Annotated in this window: 16 protein-coding genes; 10 read left to right on the top strand and 6 right to left on the bottom strand. The window is 63.0% G+C overall.

Annotated elements, in window-relative coordinates; all coding sequences use genetic code 11:
* The first annotated feature begins 5 nt into the window (after positions 1–5).
* Positions 6–650: an MBL fold metallo-hydrolase gene (locus ABRP30_RS23740; RefSeq protein ID WP_241806351.1), complete on the top strand. Its 645-nt coding sequence runs from the start codon at positions 6–8 to the stop codon at positions 648–650.
* Between the two features lie 109 nt (positions 651–759).
* Positions 760–1,482 carry an OmpA family protein gene (locus tag ABRP30_RS23735; protein WP_241806352.1) on the top strand — a complete coding sequence of 241 codons (723 nt, stop codon included), beginning with the start codon at positions 760–762 and terminating at the stop codon, positions 1,480–1,482.
* A 227-nt stretch (positions 1,483–1,709) separates the two neighbouring features.
* Here the strand turns inward: ABRP30_RS23735 and pta are convergent, their stop codons facing one another.
* Together pta and ABRP30_RS23725 are read right to left on the bottom strand one after the other, a co-directional pair.
* Complete coding sequence (gene pta, locus ABRP30_RS23730; protein ID WP_349976602.1) at positions 1,710–3,797, bottom strand: phosphate acetyltransferase; 2,088 nt, start codon at positions 3,795–3,797, stop codon at positions 1,710–1,712.
* Between the two features lie 31 nt (positions 3,798–3,828).
* Positions 3,829–4,131, bottom strand: a complete 303-nt coding sequence (locus tag ABRP30_RS23725; protein ID WP_241806354.1) for a DUF3565 domain-containing protein — start codon at positions 4,129–4,131, stop codon at positions 3,829–3,831.
* Here ABRP30_RS23725 and ABRP30_RS23720 point away from each other — a divergent pair.
* The 3 genes from ABRP30_RS23720 to ABRP30_RS23710 all read left to right on the top strand — a co-directional run bounded on the left by ABRP30_RS23720 (position 4,130) and on the right by ABRP30_RS23710 (position 6,468).
* Positions 4,130–4,615 carry a peptidylprolyl isomerase gene (locus ABRP30_RS23720; protein WP_267818700.1) on the top strand — a complete coding sequence of 162 codons (486 nt, stop codon included), beginning with the start codon at positions 4,130–4,132 and terminating at the stop codon, positions 4,613–4,615. The genes ABRP30_RS23725 and ABRP30_RS23720 overlap by 2 nt on opposite strands.
* A 142-nt stretch (positions 4,616–4,757) precedes the next feature.
* A complete protein-coding gene (locus ABRP30_RS23715) occupies positions 4,758–5,240 on the top strand; it encodes a glutathione peroxidase (protein WP_046784531.1) in 483 nt (160 codons plus the stop codon).
* A 124-nt stretch (positions 5,241–5,364) separates the two neighbouring features.
* The gene (locus ABRP30_RS23710) at positions 5,365–6,468 is read left to right on the top strand and encodes an NADH:flavin oxidoreductase (protein ID WP_267818697.1); all 1,104 of its coding nucleotides are present in this window, start codon (positions 5,365–5,367) and stop codon (positions 6,466–6,468) included.
* Here ABRP30_RS23710 and ABRP30_RS23705 read toward each other — a convergent pair.
* On the bottom strand, positions 6,437–7,651 hold the full coding sequence (locus ABRP30_RS23705) for a glycosyltransferase family 1 protein (RefSeq protein WP_349976603.1): 1,215 nt from the start codon (positions 7,649–7,651) through the stop codon (positions 6,437–6,439). The genes ABRP30_RS23710 and ABRP30_RS23705 overlap by 32 nt on opposite strands.
* A gap of 174 nt (positions 7,652–7,825) precedes the next feature.
* Between ABRP30_RS23705 and ABRP30_RS23700 the strand changes: the two genes are divergently transcribed.
* Positions 7,826–9,142, top strand: a complete 1,317-nt coding sequence (locus tag ABRP30_RS23700; RefSeq protein WP_349976604.1) for a PAS domain-containing methyl-accepting chemotaxis protein — start codon at positions 7,826–7,828, stop codon at positions 9,140–9,142.
* Between the two features lie 64 nt (positions 9,143–9,206).
* On the opposite strand, the gene ABRP30_RS23695 is transcribed toward ABRP30_RS23700, so the two are convergent.
* Both ABRP30_RS23695 and cysZ read right to left on the bottom strand, forming a co-directional pair.
* A complete protein-coding gene (locus ABRP30_RS23695) occupies positions 9,207–9,584 on the bottom strand; it encodes a hypothetical protein (RefSeq protein ID WP_349976605.1) in 378 nt (125 codons plus the stop codon).
* Positions 9,585–9,676: 92 nt separating this feature from the next.
* On the bottom strand, positions 9,677–10,402 hold the full coding sequence (cysZ, locus tag ABRP30_RS23690; protein WP_241806360.1) for a sulfate transporter CysZ: 726 nt from the start codon (positions 10,400–10,402) through the stop codon (positions 9,677–9,679).
* 330 nt (positions 10,403–10,732) lie between these two features.
* Between cysZ and trxB the strand changes: the two genes are divergently transcribed.
* Positions 10,733–11,695, top strand: a complete 963-nt coding sequence (gene trxB, locus ABRP30_RS23685; protein ID WP_003247318.1) for a thioredoxin-disulfide reductase — start codon at positions 10,733–10,735, stop codon at positions 11,693–11,695.
* Positions 11,696–12,028: 333 nt separating this feature from the next.
* Here the strand turns inward: trxB and nadC are convergent, their stop codons facing one another.
* Positions 12,029–12,877, bottom strand: coding sequence for a carboxylating nicotinate-nucleotide diphosphorylase (gene nadC, locus ABRP30_RS23680; RefSeq protein ID WP_267818691.1), 849 nt, complete (start codon positions 12,875–12,877; stop codon positions 12,029–12,031).
* Between the two features lie 242 nt (positions 12,878–13,119).
* On the opposite strand from nadC, the gene ABRP30_RS23675 reads away from it, so the two are divergent.
* The 3 genes from ABRP30_RS23675 to ampE all read left to right on the top strand — a co-directional run bounded on the left by ABRP30_RS23675 (position 13,120) and on the right by ampE (position 16,770).
* Positions 13,120–15,285 (top strand): DUF1631 domain-containing protein, encoded by a 2,166-nt coding sequence (locus ABRP30_RS23675; protein ID WP_349976606.1) that lies wholly within the window; start codon positions 13,120–13,122, stop codon positions 15,283–15,285.
* Positions 15,286–15,370: 85 nt separating this feature from the next.
* Entirely contained in the window at positions 15,371–15,943 is a 573-nt protein-coding gene (gene ampD, locus ABRP30_RS23670) for a 1,6-anhydro-N-acetylmuramyl-L-alanine amidase AmpD (RefSeq protein WP_267818687.1), read from the top strand.
* On the top strand, positions 15,940–16,770 hold the full coding sequence (ampE, locus tag ABRP30_RS23665) for a regulatory signaling modulator protein AmpE (protein ID WP_349976607.1): 831 nt from the start codon (positions 15,940–15,942) through the stop codon (positions 16,768–16,770). Before ampD ends, ampE begins: the two co-directional genes overlap by 4 nt.
* Positions 16,771–16,867 lie beyond the last annotated feature (97 nt).

Below are 16,867 nucleotides of genomic sequence, written 5' to 3'. Positions count from 1 at the left end.
CCCCCATGAACACTGCCCCAACCACCCTCATCCGCGAAACCTTCCCCGTCGGGCCATTGCAGTGCAATTGCACCCTGATCGGCGATCCGCTGACCAAAAAGGCCATCGTCGTCGACCCCGGTGGTGACCCGGAGAAGATCCTCGCCCGCCTGCAGGCCCACGGCCTGACCCTGGTGAGCATCATCCACACCCATGCGCACTTCGATCATTTCCTCGCCTCGGGCAAGCTCAAGGAGCTGACCGGTGCCACCTTGCACCTGCACAAGGACGACCAAGTGCTGTGGGACAACCTGGAGATGCAGTGCCAGATGTTCGGTGTCCCTTATACCCCGGTGCCCTCGCCAGACCGCTGGCTGGGTGACGATGAAGCGCTGGCCTGCGGCTGTGGCGTGGCGTTGCACACGCCCGGGCATACGCCGGGTTCGATGAGTTTCTGGTTCGCTGACGCCAAGCTGTTGGTGGCCGGGGACACCCTGTTCCGGCGTGGCATCGGCCGTACCGATTTGTGGGGCGGCGATCAGCGGGCTATCGTTCGCTCGATCAAGGAGCGGCTGTATCGTCTGGATGAAGATGCAATCGTGGTCACCGGCCACGGCCCTGATACCCGGCTGGGTGACGAGATGCGTGAGAACCCGTTCGTGCGGGCCTGAGCCAGCATGAACAGTTCGTCATGGAATTTTTTTGCCCAGGCGCGATCCAAGGCTGGCATAGATGCATTCATGATGTGCCGCACACACGAATTATTGTAGGAGCTTGTCCATGTTCACCATGCGTCGCCTGATTATCGTCGCAACCGCTGCAGCCCTGATGACCGGCTGTGCCGGCCAGAACCCCTACGACAGCCAAGGTCAGGCGCAAGGTGGTTCGACCGGGATGAGCAAGACCGCCAAGTACGGCGGCCTGGGCGCGCTGGCCGGCGCCATCGCCGGTGCCGCCATCGACCATGACAACCGTGGCAAGGGCGCGCTGATCGGCGCCGCTGCGGTAGGTGCTGCCGCCGCGGGTTACGGTTACTACGCTGACAAGCAAGAAGCCGAACTGCGTGCGCAGATGGCCAACACCGGCGTCGAAGTGCAGCGCCAGGGCGATCAGATCAAGCTGATCATGCCGGGCAACATCACGTTCGCCACCGATTCGGCGAACATCGCACCAAGCTTCTACTCGCCGCTGAACAACCTGGCTACCTCGTTCAAGCAGTTCAACCAGAACACCATCGAAGTGGTTGGTTTCACTGACAGCACCGGCAGTCGCCAGCACAACATGGACCTGTCGCAGCGCCGTGCCCAGGCAGTGAGCACCTACCTGACCTCGCAAGGCGTGGACGCGTCGCGCGTGTCAGTGCGTGGCATGGGCCCGGACCAGCCGATCGCGAGCAACGCCGATGCCAATGGCCGTGCGCAGAACCGCCGCGTCGAGGTCAACCTCAAGCCTATCCCTGGCCAACAGTACGATCAGCAGGGGCAGGTGCAGCAGTACCCTTGAACCAGCAGGGCCGCTGTGCGGCCCAATCGCCGGCAAGCCGGCTCCCACCGGGATCGCAAGCGCCACGGACCCGTGTGGCCGGCTTGCCGGCGATTGGGCTGCAGAGCAGCCCAGGCTAGCGCCATCAGTACTGCGTTGCACCGCCTCCCACAGTCCAATCTGAATGCGCCACGGACCCGTGTGGGAGCCGGCTTGCCGGCGATTGGGCTGCAAAGCAGCCCCCGGTTTCAACGCACCACGCTGGCCTGAATGGCTGTCAGCGCGATCGTGTGCACGATATCGTCCACCTGAGCGCCCCGCGGCAGGTCGTTCACCGGTTTGCGCAGCCCTTGCAGCATTGGCCCCAGGCTAACGCCATCGGTACTGCGTTGCACCGCCTTGTGGGTGGTGTTACCAGTGTTCAGGTCTGGGAACACGAACACGGTGGCGCGCCCTGCCACTTGGCTGTTCGGCGCCAACTGGCGGGCGATGGCCGGGTTGGCGGCAGCGTCGTACTGCAGCGGGCCGTCGATCACAAGGCCCCGCTCGGCCTCTTGTGCCAGGCGCGTTGCTTCGCGCACCTTCTCGACTTCTTCGTCGCTCGCCGAGTCACTTGAATAGCTGATCATCGCCACCCGTGGCGCAATGCCGAAGGCATGCGCCGATTCAGCGCTCTGCCGCGCGATTTCAGCCAGCTCGCTGGCGCTGGGGTGCGGGTTCATCACGCAGTCGCCGTACACCAGTACCTGCTCGGGGAACAGCATGAAAAAGACCGAAGACACCAGGCTGGCCCCGGGTGCGGTCTTGATCAGCTGCAGGGCAGGGCGGATGGTGTTGGCGGTGGAATGCACCAGGCCGGACACCAGGCCGTCGACCTCGTCCAGCGCAAGCATCATGGTGCCGATCACCACCGGGTCTTCCAGCTGTTGCTCAGCCATCGGCGCATTGAGGTTCTTGCTTTTGCGCAGGTCGACCATCGGCTCGACATAGCGCCCGCGAATCAACTCAGGGTCAAGGATTTCCAGGTCCGCCGGCAGTGTGATCCCCTGCGCACGGGCCACCGCTTCGACGTCCTCGGGCTTGGCCAGCAGCACGCAGCGGGCGATGCCCCGCGCCTGGCAGATCGCAGCGGCCTGTACCAACAAGGGTTCGGCGCCTTCGGGCAGGACAATACGTTTGTTGGCCTGCTGCGCCCGCTGTATCAGCTGGTAGCGGAACACTGCAGGTGACAGGCGCAGCTCACGTGGAGTACCACAGCGCTGGTGCAGCCAGGCAGCGTCGAGGTGGCTGGCGACGAAATCGGTGATGAACTCGGCGCGCTCACGGTCGTCCACCGGGATCTCGCGGTTGAGCGAGTTGAGCTGGTTGGCCGTGTCGTACGAACCGGTGCTGACCGAGAGGATCGGCAAGCCAGCCTGCAGGGCGCCGCGGCACAGGCCGAGGATGCGTGCATCGGGCTTGCTGTCGCTGGTCAGCAGCAGGCCGGCCAGGGGCACGCCGTTGATCGCGGCCAGGCTCACCGCCAGAATGATGTCGTCGCGGTCGCCCGGAGTCACCACCAGGGTGCCTGGCGTAAGCAACGGCACGGTATTGGCCACGGTGCGTGCACAGATGATGATCTTGTTCATGCGCCGTTGCTCGTAGTCACCGGCATTGATCACCTGGGCGCCAAGCAGGTCGGCCACATCACGGGTGCGCGGGGCGTTGAGTTCGGGTTGGTAGGGGATGCAGCCGAGCAGCCTGAAATCGTTGCCGCGCAGCAGCGGCGAGTGCTCGCGCAGGCGTGCGGCGAACTCGGCCATGCTTTCGTCGGTGCGGACCTTGTTGAGGATCACCCCGAGCACTTTCGGGTCGCGCGGGCCACCGAACAGTTGGGCCTGCAACTCGACCCGCCCGGACAGTTCGCTGAGCACTTCGTTTTCTGGCGCCGACACCAGGATCACTTCGGCATCCAGGCTCTTGGCAAGGTGCAGGTTGACCCGTGCTGCGTAGCTGGCGTGGCGGGTCGGCACCATGCCTTCGACCACCACCACGTCGTTGCCCACGCAAGCCTGCTGGTAAAGGCGGATGATTTCTTCGAGCAGCTCGTCGAGCTGGCCATCGCCGAGCATACGCTCGACCTGAGCGAGGCTCAGCGGCATTGGCGGCTTGATACCGTGGGTGCGTGCGACCAGTTCGCTGGAGCGTTCCGGGCCGGTATCCCCAGGGTGGGGCTGGGCGATCGGCTTGAAAAAACCGACCTTGAGCCCGGCGCGTTCCAACGTGCGCACCAGGCCGAGGCTGATGGATGTCAGGCCGACACCAAAGTCGGTCGGCGCAATGAAAAATGTCTGCATGCGTGCTTCTCGGAATAAGCGTTGCAAGGAATCAACGGCCAAGGGTATCGCTATCGGCCTCTTGTGCACACCAGCCACAGGCGAAAGCCTGGCCAATGCGCAGTGCACGTTGCTGGGGGTCGAGCACCCACGGGCGTGCCTGCCACGGTGGCTGATGGCGCAGGTGCTGGGTGTGGCCGCAGGACAGCTCGACCACCCAGTGGCCTTCGTGGTCCTGGTGAAAGCCCATGATCCGACTGATGGATCTCCCAGCCGCCGCGCTGCGTTCGCAATCGGGCGATGCGTTGGTTACACTTGTGCGCTCTACATTCTTTTGCAAAAGGTCTTGCCCCATGCTGATCGCCGCCAACAAGGCAGTCTCCATCGACTATACCCTGACCAACGACGCCGGGGAGACCATCGACAGCTCCGCCGGTGGCGCGCCGCTGGTCTACCTGCACGGCCACTCCAACATCATCCCGGGCCTGGAAAAAGCCCTGGAAGGCAAACAGGCTGGCGACGAACTGAACGTCAGCGTCGAGCCTGAAGACGCTTACGGCGAATACCTGGCCGAACTGGTCAGCACCCTGAACCGCAGCATGTTCGAAGGTGTCGACCAAGTGGAAGTGGGCATGCAGTTCCATGCCTCGGCACCGGACGGCCAGATGCAGATCGTCACCATCCGTGACGTGGACGGCGACGACGTGACTGTCGACGGCAACCACCCGCTGGCCGGCCAGCGTCTGAACTTCCAGGTCAAGGTCGTCAACGTGCGTGATGCCAGCGAAGAAGAAATCGCTCACCGTCACGTCCACGGTGAAGGTGGCCATCACCACTGATTTTCTGCGCTAAGCTCAGAAAGTCGCCAGGCGCTCGGACAAGCCGACATACCTCCCCGCGAGGTGCACGGCTTGGATGAGCGCCTTTTTAGTGGGCGCTGTTCGCCCCAGCGGCAACCGGGAACCTGAGAGGGGATTCATCATGAGTGCATTTCACGACCTGACGTTAAAGGCGCTTAACGGCCAGGACCTGCCTTTGGCACCGTTCAAGGGCCAGGTAGTGCTGGTGGTCAATGTCGCCTCCAAGTGTGGCCTGACGCCGCAATACGCTTCGCTGGAAAAGCTGCAGCAGCAGTTCAAGGGTAAGGGCTTCAACGTGCTTGGCTTGCCCTGTAACCAGTTCGCCGGCCAGGAGCCGGGCAGCGAGAAGGAAATCCAGGAGTTCTGCAGCCTCAACTATGGCGTGAGCTTCCCGTTGGGGGCCAAGCTCGAGGTCAACGGGCCGCAGCGTCATTCGCTGTACCGCCTGCTGGCGGGTGAGGGCGCGGAGTTTCCTGGCGATATCAGCTGGAACTTCGAAAAGTTTCTGGTGGGCAAGGACGGGCGGGTGTTGGCGCGTTTCGCACCGCGTACGGCGCCGGATGATCCGACCGTGGTGCAAGCCATCGAGAAAGCGTTGGGCTGACGATCCCTGGGGCCGCTTCGCGCCCCCAGCGATACCGCAGAATCACCCCGATCAATAATGCTGGGCCATGCCTTCCACTGGCCCTAACCTCAGGCGTATTTCCTCACCCAGACGGAAGCGCCCAATGTCCACCAACCCCCTGTTCCAGCCATTCACCCTCGGCGCGCTCCAGTTGCCGACCCGTGTCGTGATGGCGCCGATGACCCGTACCTTCTGCCCTGGCGGCGTACCGCACGACGGCGTGGTCGAGTACTACCGCCGTCGCGCCGCTGCAGGTGTGGGCCTGATCATCACTGAAGGCACCACGGTCGAACACAAGGCTGCCAACGGTTATGCCCATGTCCCGCGTTTTCATGGCGAAGATGCCTTGGCCGGTTGGGCGCGCGTAGTCGATGCTGTCCATGCCGAAGGTGGGCGTATCGTGCCGCAGTTGTGGCATGTGGGTGCGGTTCGCCGCCTGGGCACCGAGCCGGACCCGGAAGTGCCGGGCTATGGGCCAAGCGAAAAGGCCAAGGATGGCCAGGTGCTGGTGCATGGCATGACACACGATGATATCCGTGAGGTGATCGCCGCGTTCGCCGCTGCAGCACGCGATGCCCAGGCCATCGGCATGGACGGCGTGGAAATCCATGGCGCCCACGGCTATCTGATCGACCAGTTCTTCTGGGCAGCCAGCAACCGCCGCGAGGATGAGTACGGCGGCGACCTGGCCGGCCGCTCGCGCTTTGCCATCGAGCTGATCCAGGCCGTGCGGGCAGCTGTGGGCCCTGACTTCCCGATCATCTTCCGCTTCTCGCAATGGAAGCAGCAGGATTACAGCGCCCGCCTGGTTGAAACACCTGAGGCCCTGGCCGCGTTCCTCAAGCCCCTGTCCGACGCGGGTGTGGATATCTTTCATTGTTCGACGCGACGGTTCTGGGAGCCGGAGTTCGAAGGTTCCGAGCTGAACCTCGCCGGTTGGACGCGCAAGCTGACTGGCAAACCGACCATTACCGTGGGTAGCGTCGGGCTCGACGGCGAGTTCCTGCAGTTCATGGTCGATACCGACAAGGTGGCCAAGCCTGCGAGCCTCGAAGGTTTGCTGCGCCGCCTGGGTGATGAGGAATTTGACCTGGTGGCCGTAGGCCGGGCTTTGCTGGTGGATGCCGAATGGGCGCAGAAGGTTCGCGAAGGCCGCGAAGCACAGGTGCTGCCGTTCAGCCGCGAGGCGCTGGCGACCCTGGCTTGACCGCCAGGGCGGTGCCTGCGGGCTCGCTACCCGCGCGCGCTAGCAGGCAAGCGTTGTACAGGTGCGTCTCGAATTGCTCGACGATCGCCGGCCAGCCTTGGCGGCTGGCGTGCTGGCGGGCATTCAGACGGACCCGGCGCAGGGTTTCGCTTTCTTCGAGCAGCCAGCAGGCGGCATCGATGAACGCCACCTGATCCCCGGGCATGGCCAGGGCGCCACTGTGCCCCTGGCGGATATGCTGGGCGGCGGCGGCTTCATCATAGGCCACCACCGCCAGCCCCGAGGCCATGGCTTCGAGCACTACATTGCCAAAAGTCTCGGTCAGGCTGGGGAACAGAAACAGGTCGCCGCTGGCATAGTGCTCGGCCAGTGATTCACCCCGCTGGGCGCCACAGAACACGGCATCGGGCAACTGCTGTTCGAGCGCCGCGCGCTGCGGGCCGTCACCGACCACGATCAGGCGCAGCCGCTTGTGTGGATAAGTCTTCTTCAGGGCGTCCATACAGGGGCGTAGCAGGCCCAGATTCTTTTCTGCCGCCAGGCGCCCAACGTGCAGTACGGCGATGTCTTCAGGGCCCAACTCCCAGGTATCACGCATCGGCTGACTGCGCCTGGTCGGGTTGAACAGGCAGGCGTCCACCCCACGGGCCATCAACGCCAGGCGTTCGAAGCCACGCCGCTCCAGTTCCAGCGTCTGGCTGGCGCTGGGTACCAAGGTGGCGGCGGTGCGTCGGTGGAACCAACGCAAGTAATGGGTGAGCAGCCGCGCCAGCAGGCCAAGGCCATAACGGCCGCAATACTGCGGGAAATTGGTATGGAAACCGCTGACCACCGGGACGCCCAAGCGCCGGGCCGCCCTTAATGCGCTGAGCCCCAGAGGCCCTTGCGTGGCAATGTACAGCACATCCGGGCGCTGCCGGCGCCAGCGCCGCAATAGCGTGTGCATCGACACTTCGCCCCATTGCAGCCCCGGGTATCCCGGCAGGCCCCAGCCGCGGCACAGCAACAGGTTCTGATCGTCGCCTGCAGGCAATTCGCCGGCCTGGCGTGGCCGTACGATCTCGACCTGGTGGCCACGCTGTCGCAGGCCATCGCCAAGTTGGCCAAGGGTATTGGCCACGCCGTTGATTTCGGGTGGGAAGGTTTCGCTGACGAGGGTGATGCGCAGGGCTGGTGTGTTCATGAAAAAAGTTTCCGCCCGCCGCGTTGCGCCCATGTGACAGCCTTGTGACGCGCCCGTGACGCCTGATCGCCGGCCGTTTCAGTGGGATGAATATTTCCTTGAACAGCACTCAAGAGCCCTGATAGGCAGCCGATGAAGATGCATCTGATCAGGTGACGCGCTCCGGGAGCGGTGATGTTCAACAGCAAGCTCAAAAAAGAAATCCAGCAACTGCGCGAGGAGCTTCATTCCGTCGAGCAGATCAAGAACAGCCTGGACAGCGAAATGCTGGTGCTACAGCTCGACCCACAAGGGCGTATCGAGCTGGTCAACGGCAACTTCGAGAAAGAGATGCTGTACCGTAGCGAGCAACTGATCGGGCGCAGTATCGAAGAAATCGTGCCGGAACATGTGAAGAAGCTCGACTTCTACCAGCGCATGAAAAGCGCCATCCACCGCGGCGAACACCTCAATGGTGCCTTCCGCTTGCTGCGTGGCAACGGCGAAGAAGCCTGGCTGCGCTCGATCCTGCAACCGGTCAAGGGCAGTGATGGGCGCATCAGGCACTTCTCCATGCACTCCAGCGACCTGACCCGCACCATCGAGACCTCGCGCGAACACGAAAGCCTTATCAAGGCATTGATGCGCTCCACTGCGGTGATCGAATTCAATCTTGACGGCCTGGTGCTGACTGCCAATGACCGCTTTCTGCAGACGGTGGGCTACAGCCTGGAGCAGGTTCGCGGCAAGCATCACCGCATGTTCTGCGAGCCGGAAGAAGCCAACTCGGCGGGCTATCAGGCATTCTGGGACAAGCTGCGCCGCGGTGAGTACGTGGCTGACCGCTTCAAGCGGATCGATGCCCATGGCCGTACCGTGTGGCTGGAGGCTTCCTACAACCCGATCATCGATGCCCATGATGTGCTGTACAAGGTAGTGAAGTTCGCCACCGTGATCACCGACCAGGTCAATCAGGAGCAAGCCGTGGCGCAGGCAGCGGACATCGCCTACACCACCTCGCTCGAAACCGACAGCAGCGCGCGCAAGGCTACCGATGTGGTGACCCAGACCGTCGAGGTGATGCGCGGCTTGGAGGGCTCGATGCAGGACGCCGCGGAAGGTATCCAGGCGTTGGACAAGCAGTCCAAGGTGATCGGCGCGATCATCAAGACCATCAGCGATATTGCCGGCCAGACCAACCTGCTGGCGCTCAACGCCGCCATCGAGGCCGCGCGTGCCGGGGAGCAGGGGCGTGGCTTCGCGGTGGTCGCCGACGAAGTGCGCCAGTTGGCTTCACGTACGAGTACCGCTACTGAAGAGATCGCCAAGGTCGTGCAGCAGAATGAGCAATTGGCCCAGGCGGCGGTGGACATCATCGATACCAGCAAGCGCCAGGCCGAACAGGGGCTTGCGCTGGCGGCGGATACCGGAGGCGTGATCGTCGAAATTCAGGAGGGGGCGAAGAAAGTGGTGGATGCGGTGGGGCAGTTTTCCAGCCAGCTGAGCCATTGAGACGGTTGCCGCATGACAACGCCAAATACCCGGAGCAGGTAGGCGCCGGGTACGCCGTCATGGGTCAGGCAGTCAGTTGCTCGTAGACGTCACTGGCAATGGCAGCGAAGGTTTCGATACTGGCGTACTTGCCATCGATGCGGTGCTCGTCAGCGAACGAATGCGCGACACCGAAGACGCCGCTGGTCTCACCCCTGATGACCGGATGCTCATTGTTTTGCACAGCCTCGACCAGCAGGATTACCAGCGAGGCGCTGTGAGTCACCACCTGCTCATTTGGGGCATTGACGCTGTTGACGAACAGCGCGGAGGCCGGAAAATCGATGCCTTGGGCCTGCAACGCTTCATTTAGCCGCCAGTTGGCCTTGTGCTTGAGAATCTCGAAGCCTTGCAGGTGCTCAGGAATGCCAGACAGGTCCAAATAGTCTTTATCATCGTTCATAGTGTTCAACTCCTGATTATCGGGCTGCGAAGGTGCGGCCCGATAATCAGTAGACAATGGCGGGTAATGCGGCTAGCCGTACATATGTCTCGCTAGCGCTCTCTCACCCAGAACAGCGTCGCCCCGGCCACCGCAGCCGGCATCATCAGCACGTTTACGCCTGGTATAAGCAACGCCAGGTACGTGATGCCACCGAAGCCCATCGACTGCCAGCGCTTCTCGCGCAACCAGGCCAGCATGTCCTGCCAGCTCATCTTGTTGTTGTCCGCCGGGTAGTCGATGTACTGGATGGCCATCATCCACACACCGAAGATCAGCCACAGCGGCGCGGCGATCACGTTGACCACCGGGATGAACGAGAGGATGAACAGCGCGATGGCCCGTGGCAGAAAGTAACCGAGCTTGCGCATTTCGCGGCCGAAGGTGCGTGGCACCATCGCCACCAGTTCGCCCCAGCTGAAGGCTGGGAAGTTATCCTCGCCACGCACCACCACCTCGACCTTTTCGGCCAGAAAACCATTGAAAGGCGCGGCGATGATGTTGGCCACCAGGGTGAAGGTGAAGAACACCATCAGCACCAGCAAGGCGACGAAAAGCGGCCAGAGGATGTAGCTGAGAAAGCTCAGCCAGTCGGGCAGGGTTGGCAACAGGGCATCGAGCCAAAGGCCGAACTGGTGGCCGGCGAAGTAGATCATGCCGCCGAACAGCAGCAGGTTGATCGCCAACGGCAGCAGCACGAACAACCGCAGATTGGGGCTGAGCACCAGTTTCAGGCCTTCGCGCAGGTACTGGGGGCCGGAGAGGACAGGGGCTTGCATCGAGACGCTCCGCAGAGAAGGGAAAACGCGCTGACCTTACCGGCTTTGCCGCGCCGACGAAAGGCGGGCAGCGTGCGGGAAACTGCCTGTAACAAAAGCGCCAGGGCCTTTTTCGTAGGTGAAATTGACGTATAGAGGGTGCCTATGAGGTGGATTGTCGAAGGATATTTCCTTAATCTCTGCCACCTCGCTACAGTGCGCTCAACTTTCAGGTTTCGGACCTGCGCGTTGTAGCCTTCCCCAAGTGCTGCGTGGGTCCTTTTTAATTTCCAGCTGGCGCAGCCGGTATACCGATGCCGGCCCCTGAGGCCCGCTCGACAGGAGTTCGACATGTCTGAAGTACGTCATTCGCGCGTCATCATCCTCGGTTCCGGCCCTGCCGGTTACAGTGCGGCGGTGTACGCCGCCCGCGCCAACCTCAAGCCGCTGCTGATCACCGGCATGCAGGCTGGCGGCCAACTGACCACCACTACCGAAGTCGACAACTGGCCAGGCGACCCCCATGGCCTGACCGGCCCGGCGCTGATGCAGCGCATGCAGGAACACGCCGAGCGTTTCGAGACCGAGATCGTCTTCGACCACATCAACGCCGTGGACCTGGCCAACAAGCCCTTCACCCTGCAGGGTGACAGCGGCAAGTACACCTGCGACGCGCTGATCATCGCCACGGGTGCCAGCGCGCGCTACCTGGGCCTGCCGTCGGAAGAAACCTTCATGGGCAAGGGTGTTTCGGCTTGCGCTACCTGCGACGGCTTCTTCTACCGCAACAAGCCGGTGGCAGTGGTTGGCGGTGGTAACACCGCCGTGGAAGAGGCGTTGTACCTGGCCAACATCGCCAGCAAGGTAACCCTGGTGCACCGCCGCGAAACGTTCCGCGCCGAAAAGATCCTGGTCGACAAGCTCAACGCCCGCGTCGCCGAAGGCAAGATCGAGCTCAAGCTCAACGCTACCTTGGATGAAGTGCTGGGTGACAACATGGGCGTGACCGGTGCGCGCTTGAAGAACAACGATGGCAGCAGCGACGAAATCAAGGTCGACGGCGTGTTCATCGCTATCGGTCACACGCCGAACACCTCGCTGTTCGAAGGCCAGCTCACCCTGAAGGACGGCTACCTGGTGGTCAACGGCGGCCGTGAAGGCAACGCTACCGCTACCAATGTCGAAGGTGTGTTTGCCGCAGGCGACGTGGCTGACCACGTTTACCGCCAGGCGATCACCTCTGCTGGTGCCGGCTGCATGGCGGCGCTGGATGTCGAGCGTTACCTGGACGGCCTGGCCAACGCCTCGTTCTGATCTGTTGCCGGTTTTTAGCGTTTCAGGGCTGCTACGCAGCCCATCGCCGGCAAGCCGGCTCCCACAGGGACCGCGCAGGCCGTAAGCTTTGCGCTATACCGGTGGAAGCCGGCTTGCCGGCGATGGGCCGCACAGCGGCCCCAAATCAGAAGACACCGTGTAGCTCTCAATCTCAGCGCAGTACAAGAGCGAGCAACTGTCGTGCTCAACTTCTGAAAGCTGGCGCGATCCCGGTGGGAGCCGGCTTGCCGGCGATGGGCCGCACAGCGGCACCAGATCCGAAGACACCGCGCCATCTGGCCGGTGTTTTCTTTAATACCGCTACAGCCCCCTTCAGAGGCTCAGGCGCATCGACAGGTCGACAGCCTTCACATCCTTGGTCATCGCACCAATGGAGATGTAGTCCACCCCAGTCTCGGCAATCACCCGCAGGGTGCTTTCAGTCACCCCGCCACTGGCCTCCAGCTTGGCTTTGCCAGCGGTAATGCGTACCGCTTCGCCCATTTCATCCAGGCTCAGCTCATCGAGCATGATGATGTCAGCACCGGCGCTCAACGCCTGGCGCAGTTCATCCAGGCTTTCCACCTCGATTTCCACCGGCTTGCCCGGCGCAATGCGGTGGGCTGCCGCTACTGCCTCGGGCACACCGCCGCTGGCGGCAATATGGTTTTCCTTGATCAGGAACGCATCGAACAGGCCGATGCGGTGGTTGTGGCAGCCGCCGCAGGTCACCGCATATTTTTGCGCCAGGCGCAGGCCGGGCAGGGTCTTGCGGGTGTCGAGCAGTTGCACCTGGGTGCCTTCGACCAGGTCGGCGAGCGCACGGGCCCGCGTGGCCACGCCCGACAGCATCTGCAGGAAGTTCAGCGCACTTCGCTCGCCGCTGAGCAGTGAACGTGCCGGGCCTTCAAGGTGGAACAGCGCCTGGTTGGCCGTGGCACGGTCACCATCGGCCACCTGCCAGTGCACCGCAACACGCGGATCGAGTTGACGGAACACGGCATCGACCCAGGCGGTGCCGGCAATCACGCAATCTTCGCGGGTGATGATGGTGGCCTTGGCCAGGCGCTCGGCCGGAATCAGCTGCGCGGTGATGTCGCCGCTGCCGATGTCCTCCAGCAGCGCGCGGCGCACGTTGGCTTCGATCTCGGCGGTCAGGTCGGCAAGGCGTAGGTTCGGCATGGTCGGCTCCACAAGCAAGTTGCCGGCGATTATAGGGCAGGGGGCCGCTGTTTACAGCCGCCTTGCAGCTGACCTTTGGTCAGGCCAACTGAGCATTTGGCAAAAAATACAGTCATTTACCGGCGAGTGAAGCGGCGCTGGCAGGGATCGGCTTTTTTACCGATAATAGCGCCCAGTATTTGGCGTCATAGCTTTGACGATTTTCATATTTATCGAACACGTCGCCCAGCAAGGAGTTCGGGATGCATAAAGAAGGCAAGGTGGTGCCCTTGGCGGCCGCCATCGATCGAGGTGCGCGCACGCCCTTGCCTTGTCTGCCGATGCTGTTGCTGCAGGTGCGCGACAAGGCGGCGCTGCAATTGCGCCAAGGCTTGCAGGCCTTGTTCGACAACGCTGACGATACCCTCTTCGAAATGGCCGAGAAGGCTGCCGACCGTTTCGATCAGAACCTCTACTTCGAAGCCATGCGCGACCTGCGCCTCAAGCGCAAGAGCATCGAGCGCGGCTTTCTCGACACCTTCTACGAGACTTTCGCCCGCCTAGGGCAGCCCGAGCCGCTGGGTTTTGCAGCCGTTGCCGATCACCCGCGGAACAAGGCTCAGCAGGAGCGGGCCGCGACCATCGACGACATGGTCGCGCAGGTGCTGTCGCGTGACGGGCTTGCCCTGGATCAGTTGAGCCTGCGTTTGCAGGCCCTGCTCGACTGTACCCTGGACGCGCAAAAGAACCCGCTCGCACCCGGCGCATTATGTGGCTACTTCCTCGAAGCCGGGCGTAATCTGGGTGTTGGCCTGCGGGTCAAACTGGTCTTGCTGAAGCTGTTCGAACGCTATGTGCTGCGTGATACCGACGTGCTCTACGGCGAAGCCAACCAGTTGCTGGCCGCTGCCGGCGTGCTGGCTGAGCTGCCGCCTGCGCCGCGCCGGCGTGCCGAGGACCGTCGCCTGAGTTCGCGGCGGGCGCCTGCCAGCCTCAGGCCTGACGGGGCCATCGGCGCAGACAGTGCCGGGCAGGCTTTCTTCACCTCGTTGCAGGGGCTGCTGGCACCGGCGCGCGGGAGGATCGCGCCACGCTTGCAATCGATTGCCACCGCTCAGCCGATAAGCACTGCCGACCTGCTGCGCCTGCTCACGCACTTGCAGCACTATGTACCGGCCACCTTCGACGAAGACGATTTCGACCTTGGCCAGCAGCTCGAACAGTTGCTGTTGCGGGTGAGTGTGCGCAGTGGCACCCGCAGGCGCATTGCCACGGCCGACATAGACATGATCAACCTGGTCGGCCTGCTGTTCGATTACATCCAGGCCGATGACAACCTGCCGCACAGCCTGCGGGCGCTGATTGCACGCCTGCATATCCCGATGCTCAAGGTGGCACTGCTCGACAAAGGGCTGTTCAGCCGCGCCAGCCACCCTGCCCGGCGCTTGCTCAATGAGATCGCTGCCGCCTCGATCGGCTGGGAGACCGGCAGCGAAGGCCTGCGTGACAGCCTGCACCTGCGTGTAGAGCGCGTCGTCCAGCGTCTGCTCAACGACTTCACCGAGGACGCGGCGGTGTTCGCCGAACTGCTGGAGGACTTCATGGCCTTCAGCCAGGATGAACGGCGGCGCAACGAACTGCTCGAGCAGCGCACCCGCGATGCCGAAGAAGGGCGTGCGCGGGCGGTGCAGGCTCGCCAGCAGGTGCAACAGGTACTCAATCAGCGCTTGCGCGGTAAGGTGCTGCCTCAAGCGGTCGTGCAGATGCTGGTACACGCCTGGAGCCAGGTGCTGCTGCTGGCATGGCTCAAACAAGGTGAGGGCTCCTCGGCGTGGATCAACGCCCTTGCGACCATGGACACTTTGCTCGCCAGCATCCTCCCCCGGCGTGATCCGCAGGCCCTGCTGCAGCAAGTGCCCGGCCTGCTCAAGGCATTGCGCGAGGGGTTGGCCGGCGTGGCGCTGGACTCGCAGTCGACCCGCGACTTTTTCCAGCAGCTCGAGCAACTGCACCTGCGTGCCTGCGCCGGGGCCCAACTGCCGCCTACCCCAGACGATCAGGCCCTGGCCGAAGTGCTGGTGGCTGAGGACATCGTGCTGGCAATGGCCGAAGAGCCCGCTTGTGCGCCGCTGCACCCGCACGACGAGCACACCGCGCAGCTGCGTGCGGTACAACGCCTGCGCATCGGCGCGTGGATAGAAGTGCTCGACGATGACGAGCCGTTGCGCTGCAAACTGGTGGCGCGTATCGACAGCAGTGACCGCCTGGTATTCGCCAACCGCACCGGCATGAAGGTACGCGAGTGGAACCTGCTGGGCCTCGCTCAAGCACTGCGCCTTGGTGAGGTGCGGCTACTGGACGACGGCCTGCTGTTCGAGCGGGCACTGGAGAGCGTGCTGGAAAGCTTGCGCCAGCAGCAGGTTCATTGACCTGCTGCTGCAGATTCACATGCAAAGCGCGATACTGGCAGGGCATACTGCGCCTCTGTACCTAGCGTTCTTCAGGAACTGCCCCATGCAATTGGACCGTGCCACCGGCTGGTTCCACGGAAACGGAATCACCCACTGCCCTTCGCCGAACTTCAACGCGCGACCCGAGGGCGAATCGATTTCCCTGCTGGTGATCCACAACATCAGCCTGCCGCCGGCCTGCTTCGGCAGCGGCAAAGTCCAACAGTTCTTCCAGAACCGCCTGGACCCCAACGAACATCCCTACTTTGCCAGCATCAGCCACCTGACCGTATCGGCGCACCTGTTCGTGGAGCGCGACGGTGCGGTGACCCAGTTCGTGTCGTTGCTGGACCGTGCCTGGCATGCGGGGGTGTCGTGTTTTGACGGCCGAGAAGGCTGTAACGACTTTTCCATCGGTATCGAGCTGGAAGGTACCGACGACCTGCCTTACAGCGATGCCCAGTACAGGGCGCTGGAACAACTCACCCGGCAGATTCAGGCGGCCTGGCCAGCTATCGACCTGGGCCGGATCCGTGGCCATAGCGACATTGCCCCGCAGCGCAAGACCGATCCCGGCCCGGCATTCGACTGGCAGCGTTACCGCGCCGCCGTGCAGCACAACGAGGACAAGGCATGAGTTTTCTGGTGTTGATACTGGCGTTGTGGGTCGAGAAGTTCTCGGCGCTGCGCCATCAGGTACAGCGCGATGGCTTCTTCCTGGGCGAGCTGGTGCGCCTGGAACGCAGCGGGCGGGTGCATCCCTGGTGGAGCCTGGCCATCCTGGTGCTTGCACCCGTGGCGGTGCTGGTGTTGCTGCTGCACGTGCTCGACCCGGTGGCCTATGGGTTGCTGGCGCTGCCAGTGCACCTGCTGGTGCTGATCTACAGCCTGGGCCGCGGCGATGCCAAGGCTGCCTTGGGCCCGCTTCGCGATGCCTGGCGGCGCGGCGACGACCAGGCCGCGCTGCATGTGGCCGAGCGCGACCTGGGCCTGGAGGCTGATGAAGCCCAGGTGTTGCTGGTGCGCGTGCAAGGCTACCTGTTGTGGCAGGCCTATCAGAGTTTCTTCGCTGTGATCTTCTGGTACTTCGTGCTCGGCCCCGGGGCGGCGTTGGCCTATCGCTTGCTGGCGCTGACAGGCGATAACAGTAGCCAACCTGCGCTGAAGGCCCGTGCCGAGCAGCTGCGGCACATCATGGACTGGCTTCCAGTGCGCGTGCTGGCCCTGAGTTTTGCCCTGGTTGGCAATTTCGTCGCAGTGACCCGCGTGATGCTGCACGAACTGCTCAACTGGCATATCAGCGCCGGGCACCTGGTGGCCAGGGTCGGGCGGGTTGCCGATGACATTCCCGAGCAAGAGGACAGCCAGCGTGGTGTGGCCCGGCTCGATAGCCTGTGGGAGCTGCTGCTGCGCTGTGCGGTGCTGTGGTACGCGGGCTTTGCGCTGTGGACGGTGCTGGTCTGAGCGCCGGTTAACCTTAAGTTACAAACCTCCGGTTCGATCTGCGTTATACAGGTGGCCTAGTGCTACCCCTCGCAGAACAACAAGAATTCAAGGAGGT

The sequence above is a fragment of the Pseudomonas sp. WHRI 8519 genome, from assembly GCF_040224055.2.
In the GTDB taxonomy this organism is placed as follows: Bacteria; Pseudomonadota; Gammaproteobacteria; order Pseudomonadales; family Pseudomonadaceae; genus Aquipseudomonas; species Aquipseudomonas putida_X.
This window is presented reverse-complemented; position numbering and strand designations above follow the sequence as displayed.

Excerpts from the sequence above, each read along its gene's own strand:
- cysZ (WP_241806360.1), bottom strand. The coding sequence starts at position 10,402 with ATGCAAGCCCCTGTCCTCTCCGGCCCCCAGTACCTGCGCGAAGGCCTG.
- pta (WP_349976602.1), bottom strand. The coding sequence starts at position 3,797 with ATGCAGACATTTTTCATTGCGCCGACCGACTTTGGTGTCGGCCTGACA.
- ABRP30_RS23710 (WP_267818697.1), top strand. The coding sequence starts at position 5,365 with ATGTCCACCAACCCCCTGTTCCAGCCATTCACCCTCGGCGCGCTCCAG.
- ABRP30_RS23720 (WP_267818700.1), top strand. The coding sequence starts at position 4,130 with ATGCTGATCGCCGCCAACAAGGCAGTCTCCATCGACTATACCCTGACC.
- ABRP30_RS23700 (WP_349976604.1), top strand. The coding sequence starts at position 7,826 with ATGTTCAACAGCAAGCTCAAAAAAGAAATCCAGCAACTGCGCGAGGAG.
- ABRP30_RS23725 (WP_241806354.1), bottom strand. The coding sequence starts at position 4,131 with ATGGGGCAAGACCTTTTGCAAAAGAATGTAGAGCGCACAAGTGTAACC.
- trxB (WP_003247318.1), top strand. The coding sequence starts at position 10,733 with ATGTCTGAAGTACGTCATTCGCGCGTCATCATCCTCGGTTCCGGCCCT.
- ABRP30_RS23695 (WP_349976605.1), bottom strand. The coding sequence starts at position 9,584 with ATGAACGATGATAAAGACTATTTGGACCTGTCTGGCATTCCTGAGCAC.
- ampE (WP_349976607.1), top strand. The coding sequence starts at position 15,940 with ATGAGTTTTCTGGTGTTGATACTGGCGTTGTGGGTCGAGAAGTTCTCG.
- ABRP30_RS23715 (WP_046784531.1), top strand. The coding sequence starts at position 4,758 with ATGAGTGCATTTCACGACCTGACGTTAAAGGCGCTTAACGGCCAGGAC.
- ABRP30_RS23740 (WP_241806351.1), top strand. The coding sequence starts at position 6 with ATGAACACTGCCCCAACCACCCTCATCCGCGAAACCTTCCCCGTCGGG.
- ABRP30_RS23675 (WP_349976606.1), top strand. The coding sequence starts at position 13,120 with ATGCATAAAGAAGGCAAGGTGGTGCCCTTGGCGGCCGCCATCGATCGA.
- ABRP30_RS23735 (WP_241806352.1), top strand. The coding sequence starts at position 760 with ATGTTCACCATGCGTCGCCTGATTATCGTCGCAACCGCTGCAGCCCTG.
- ABRP30_RS23705 (WP_349976603.1), bottom strand. The coding sequence starts at position 7,651 with ATGAACACACCAGCCCTGCGCATCACCCTCGTCAGCGAAACCTTCCCA.
- ampD (WP_267818687.1), top strand. The coding sequence starts at position 15,371 with ATGCAATTGGACCGTGCCACCGGCTGGTTCCACGGAAACGGAATCACC.
- nadC (WP_267818691.1), bottom strand. The coding sequence starts at position 12,877 with ATGCCGAACCTACGCCTTGCCGACCTGACCGCCGAGATCGAAGCCAAC.